At 66.7% G+C, this 4925-nt stretch carries 4 protein-coding genes, 2 tRNA genes and 1 pseudogene; 3 read left to right on the top strand and 4 right to left on the bottom strand.

What is annotated here, in order from left to right; genetic code table 11:
• A pseudogene (locus AC1VTH_RS06650) lies at positions 1-394 on the top strand (phosphatase); the annotation flags it as partial.
• Between the two features lie 13 nt (positions 395-407).
• Positions 408-492: transfer RNA gene (locus AC1VTH_RS06645), tRNA-Leu, on the top strand.
• 94 nt (positions 493-586) lie between these two features.
• Here the strand turns inward: AC1VTH_RS06645 and AC1VTH_RS06640 are convergent.
• From AC1VTH_RS06640 to AC1VTH_RS06625, 4 genes are all read right to left on the bottom strand, one after another.
• Positions 587-907, bottom strand: a complete 321-nt coding sequence (locus AC1VTH_RS06640) for a PTS sugar transporter subunit IIB (protein ID WP_481335381.1) — start codon at positions 905-907, stop codon at positions 587-589.
• A 239-nt stretch (positions 908-1146) separates the two neighbouring features.
• Positions 1147-1223: transfer RNA gene (locus tag AC1VTH_RS06635), tRNA-Glu, on the bottom strand.
• Positions 1224-1261: 38 nt separating this feature from the next.
• Positions 1262-2278 (bottom strand): tetratricopeptide repeat protein, encoded by a 1017-nt coding sequence (locus tag AC1VTH_RS06630; protein WP_481335380.1) that lies wholly within the window; start codon positions 2276-2278, stop codon positions 1262-1264.
• Positions 2275-3312 carry a response regulator receiver protein gene (locus AC1VTH_RS06625; RefSeq protein WP_481335379.1) on the bottom strand — a complete coding sequence of 346 codons (1038 nt, stop codon included), beginning with the start codon at positions 3310-3312 and terminating at the stop codon, positions 2275-2277. Before AC1VTH_RS06625 ends, AC1VTH_RS06630 begins: the two co-directional genes overlap by 4 nt.
• A 479-nt stretch (positions 3313-3791) precedes the next feature.
• Here AC1VTH_RS06625 and AC1VTH_RS06620 point away from each other — a divergent pair.
• Positions 3792-4925, top strand: a 1134-nt coding sequence (locus AC1VTH_RS06620; protein ID WP_481335378.1) for a carbon starvation CstA family protein, incomplete at its 3' end; no start/stop codon positions are given.

Here is a 4925-nt window from a genome sequence, read left to right as displayed (position 1 = left end):
GCCCAAGCGTGCCGGCGTGATCGTGGCCGGCTCGGTCTGCGTGGGCGGCACGGTGACCACCCTCGTGGCGATCGCCGCCGCGCTCGACCCCTACGATCCCAGCTTCGTGCACCTGCACGACCTCGAACTTTCCGAGGTGGACGAGCTCACCGGGCGCCTCGCCGGCGTGTCCCTCGAGCAGCGTCGCGGCGTGGTGGGCCTGCAGCCCAAGCGTGCCGGCGTGATCGTGGCCGGCTCGGGCTGCGTGGGCGAGCTCATGCGCGCCTGCGGCGTCGAGCGGCTCACAGTGAGCGAGAGCGACCTGCTCTTTGGCCTGTCGCTCGCGGCCGACGCCGCCGCCTGCGGCGAGCCGTCGCCCATTGCGTGGGCCCCACGGCTCTTCTCGTTGCGCTAAGGTTGTTGCACCCGGGGGCGTGGCGGAATTGGCAGACGCGGGGGTCTTAAAAACCTCTGCCGAAAGGCTTGTGGGTTCGAACCCCACCGTCCCTACCATCTACACGAAAAGGGCGGCCATCCCATGCGGGGTGGCCGCCCTTCCTGATGTGACAAAGGGGTCAGAGCCCTTTGTCATGCTTGCGTGTGTCCGCTAGGCGTAGCAGGGGACCTTGGCCTCGGTGCGGCTGGGCGCGTTCATGAGGGCAAGCAGCGTGCGCTCGGAGTCCGAGGCGTCGGCGCCCGTGAGGAACGGGACGCCATTGACGTAGGGGATGCCGAGGGTGCCCGAGATGAGCGTCACGGCAATGAGGAAGTCGTGGTCGCCGGCGAGCTCGGGGACGTCGGCCATCTTGCACTGGGTGACGTCGTAGCGGCCGGCATAGCCGTGTGCGTCAAGGAAGCGGCAGACGCGCTCGCGAACTAGCGAAGATGTGCAGATGCCCGTACCGCAGGCCATGAGGATGTGCTTCATTGCCGTCCCTTTGAAAACGACAGGCGGTCTGGCTGTGGCTGCGGGCTACGCGATTCGTTTGAGGTGCGTGCGCTCAGACCAGGTTTGTTTTAGCAAACGGGTAGTGTAGCCGCTTTTCTCGCCCATGGCTAGTTGTTATATTGCCGCGGCCATCGCTCGCCCCTCTCGGGTTCGAATCCCGCGTGCGAGGGGAGACGCCCATAAAAACGGCCCCATCGCTGGGGCCGTCTCGAATTCAATGGTGCCCCCAGCGGGATTCGAACCCGCGATATCCACCTTGAAAGGGTGGCGTCCTAGGCCGCTAGACGATGGGGACTGCGCATGTGAGTATATCAGAGCTTGGGCGCACTACCACTACCAGTCGAGGTCGTTGTCGCGGGCAAAGGCGCGCGCCTGCTCGGAGAAGCCGTCCTGGGAGCTGGCCCAGGCGAGGAAGTCGGGCGTATCCATGATGACGGGGTCGCACTCGTGCACCGCGAGCCGGGCCTCGGTGTAGCTGCCGGGGTCAAACGGCGGGCGCGCCGGCAGGTAGGGCTCCACGAACGTGGGCCGCAGCAGGGCGTGGGCGCCGCCGCGGCAGAGCCTCGCGTAGCCCTTGAGCGCGCGCTTTGCCGCGGGGATGCGGCCAAGCTTGAAGAGCAGCAGCGTGCGGGCGAGGTGCATCCAGGCGTTGCCCGCGCGGCCAAACTGGGCGTCGAGGTCATCGAGGCCCTTTTCGTCCTCGAGCCTCGCCAGGCAGATGGCCCAGGTGAAGCGCGCCCCGAGCGTGTCGCTGGGGTTCTCCCCAATGATCTGCTCGCAGGTGGCGCAGGCGCCCCGGTAGCGGCCGGTCTCGGCCTGCGCTCGGGCGATGGTGGCAAGCAGGCGCAGGCGCGGGCGCTCGTCGACGCACTCCCACACGTCCTGGCCGGGCTTGGGCTTGGTCATGGCGAGGCCGGCGCTGCGGGCAACCTCCTCGTGCTGGGGCAGCACCTGCGCGCGGGCACCCTGCAGCTTCGCGAGCGAGGTGTCGGGCTCCCTCGAGCGAATCATCGCCATCATCGCAATGGCGTCGTCGGTGCCGGGATAGGTCTCGAAGGCGCGCTCGCAGCGGTTGTGGAGCCGTTCGAGCCTGCTGTCGACGGCCTTGGCGTAGGCCTCGTCGTCATCGATGAGCTCCTCGGAGGCCATGTCGTCCTCGTTGGCGGCAACAGCGCGGACCACCTCGGCAAACGCCCTGTCATCGCCGCGCGTGAGGTAGGTGTCGGGGTCTGCCACCACGGCCTGGCGCAGCTCCGCGTAGGCGTCGTCGGACAGGCCGCCCAGCTCGAGGCTCTTGTGCTGGGCGAGGCGGTCGTAGAGCTCCGACCTCAGCTGCTGGCTGGTCCTCACTGCTGGTCCTCCTCTCCAAGGGTGGGGTCTGCGGCGAGCTCGCGCTCCTGCGCCTCGATGACCTCGGGCAGGTTGGCGAGCCATGAGCCCAGCGAGCCGCGCTCGTGGTCGTCGCAGCCCTCCTGCAGAAGCACCGTGGCCTCGGAGGTGGCGAGGATGAGCTCGTCCTCGCTCATGGGCGTCACGCAGATGCGCGCGTAGACGCCATCGGGGAGGTCGTCCTGGCGGCCGAGCGTGGTGCCGGCGTTGGGGTAGGCGTCAAGCAGGTGCCTGACCTCGCGGACCGCCTCCTCGCGGCTCTCCTGCTTGTAGAGCAGGGCTATGCGCGCGAGCGAGTACCAGGCGGCGCCGTGCGTCGTCTCGGCGCCGGCGAGCAGCTGGCCGTAGCTCTCCTCGTCCTCGAGCTTGGCGTAGGCGAGGGCGAGCGTGTACGAGACGTCGGCCGGGTCGCCGGGCTCGATCGCGAGGGCCTCCCGCGCCTCGTCGATCGCCATGCGGTAGCGGCCGCAGATGAGCGAGGTCGAGGATGCGGCGGCCATCCAGCGCAGGTAGGGGCGCATCGCGAGGGCGGCGCTTGCCTGGGCGAGCCCGGCAAAGGAGCCCCTGGCGCCGGCGAGCGCGGCGTCGCGGGCGCGCTCGCACTGGGCGCGCACCTGCGGGGCGTCCTGGACAAGGTAGTCGTGGTAGGCGGTGGGCGTGCGCGAGTCGGCGGCGGCGATCATGCGGCGCGCGTCGAGGCAGTCGGGGTCGAGTTCGAGCGCCTCGGTGAGCAGCTTGCGCGCCTCGCGAATCGTCTGCGGGGCGCTCACGGCCGTGGCGAACGGCAGCTCGTAGTCGATGAGCTGGGCCGCCTGGGCAACGAGGCCAAACGCGCGGTCGTCGTCGGTCTGTGGCAGCGAGTCGCGCTTCTGGACGAAGCGCCTGCTGAATTCCTCGGCCTTGCGCGCCATGCCAAACGGGTCGCCGGGGTCGAGCGTGGCGGCGTAGCGCAGGCTCAGCCGCTGGAAGTCCTCCTGGTGTGGATCGAGCGCCATGCGCCCTCCCTTCTTCGCTACTCCTATGGTAACAAGGGCACGGCCATGCGTCGCAGCGGGCGGGCGGCGCATGCCACCGCCCTCGCGATGCCCCCGTTGACCTCGCTCGATGGCATGTGGCGCTCCCCGTGGTCCCCAACCTCGCACTTCGCATAGATTCCGAGAATTGTTGAATACTGTTTCGCGTCCGTTTCGATATCGGGCAACATTTGCCCTGTTCCTTGACGCCGCTCACCGATGTGTCATGATTTCGAACCATCCACTGGAGATGGCGCGTGGGGATGCGTGCCCAAGTGAATCGAGAGAGTAACGCCATGAACAAGCAGCTATCCATTATTGAGGTCGTCATTATCTAATACGGGTGGCTGATTCGCCGCCCGTTGCTAACGGGCGGCCTAAAGAGGGGCCGTCGGGTGAGGAACCCAACGGCCCCTCTTTTTTTGCGCACTGGCTTTTCTCTCGCTATGGAAGGAGCGCTTGTGAACGGAATCGTCGTAATGGTTGCAGCCGCCGTGCTGCTCTTTGGTGGCTATATGCTGTATGGCCGTTGGCTCGCCAACAAGTGGGGTGTCGACGCCGACGCCATCACCCCCGCCCGCCGCATGGAGGATGGCAACTCGTTCTCCCCGGCCTCCTGCTTCACCGTGTTCTCGCACCAGTTCAGCTCGATCTGCGGCGCCGGTCCCGTCACGGGCACCATCGTGGCCATGGCCTTCGGCTGGCTCCCGGTTGCCCTGTGGGTCCTCGTCGGAGGCATCTTCTTTGGTGCCGTCCATGACTTCGGCGCCCTCTACGCCTCGATGAAGAACAACGGCAAGTCGCTTGCCCAGCTCGTCGAGAAGTACATCGGCCGCACCGGCCGCCGCCTGTTCCTGCTGTTCAGCTGGCTGTTCTGCATCATCGTCATCGCAGCCTTCACCTCGATGGTCTGCGGCACCTTCAAGTACACCGCCGCTGCCGAGGGTGGCATCGACTTCACCAAGTCCTACGCCGCCGGCTGCGCTGGCACGATCTCGATCCTGTTCACCTTCGTTGCCATGGCCTTTGGTTGGGCTTGCAAGAAGTTCGACCTCGAGGGTGCCAAGGAGTTCGTCCTGGGCGTCGTCCTCATGGTCGCCATGTTCGCTGTGGGCATGCAGTTCCCGCTGTACCTCGACCTCAACCAGTGGATCGCCGTCGTCATGGTCTACCTGGTCTTTGCCGGCGCCATGCCCATCGACGTCCTCAAGACCCCGCGTGATTACCTCACGTCCATCATGATGATCGTCATGATCGTCTGCGCCGTGCTCGGCATCGTCGTCCTGGGCGTCAAGGGCCAGGCCACCATCACCGCCCCGGTGTTCACCGACTTCACCACCAAGTCCGGCATGATGTTCCCGGTCATGTTCGTCTCCGTCGCCTGCGGCGCCCTCTCCGGCTTCCACAGCCTCGTGTCCTCGAACACCTCGTCCAAGCAGGTCTCCAACGAGAAGGACGCCCTGCCCGTTGGCTACGGCGCCATGATCGTCGAGTCCTTCGTGGGCATCCTTGCCATCGTCATCGCCGGCATCATGTTCTCTGACATGAACACCGCCGGCACAGGCGCCCTCAACGTCGTCGACGCCGCCGGCAAC

Source organism: Parolsenella sp., from assembly GCF_982402205.1.
Note: the sequence above shows the minus strand (reverse complement) of the source record. Positions and strands in the feature narration are given on the sequence as shown.

Coding starts and splice junctions, on each gene's coding strand:
- AC1VTH_RS06640 (WP_481335381.1), bottom strand. CDS start 907: ATGAAGCACATCCTCATGGCCTGCGGTACGGGCATCTGCACATCTTCG.
- AC1VTH_RS06625 (WP_481335379.1), bottom strand. CDS start 3,312: ATGGCGCTCGATCCACACCAGGAGGACTTCCAGCGGCTGAGCCTGCGC.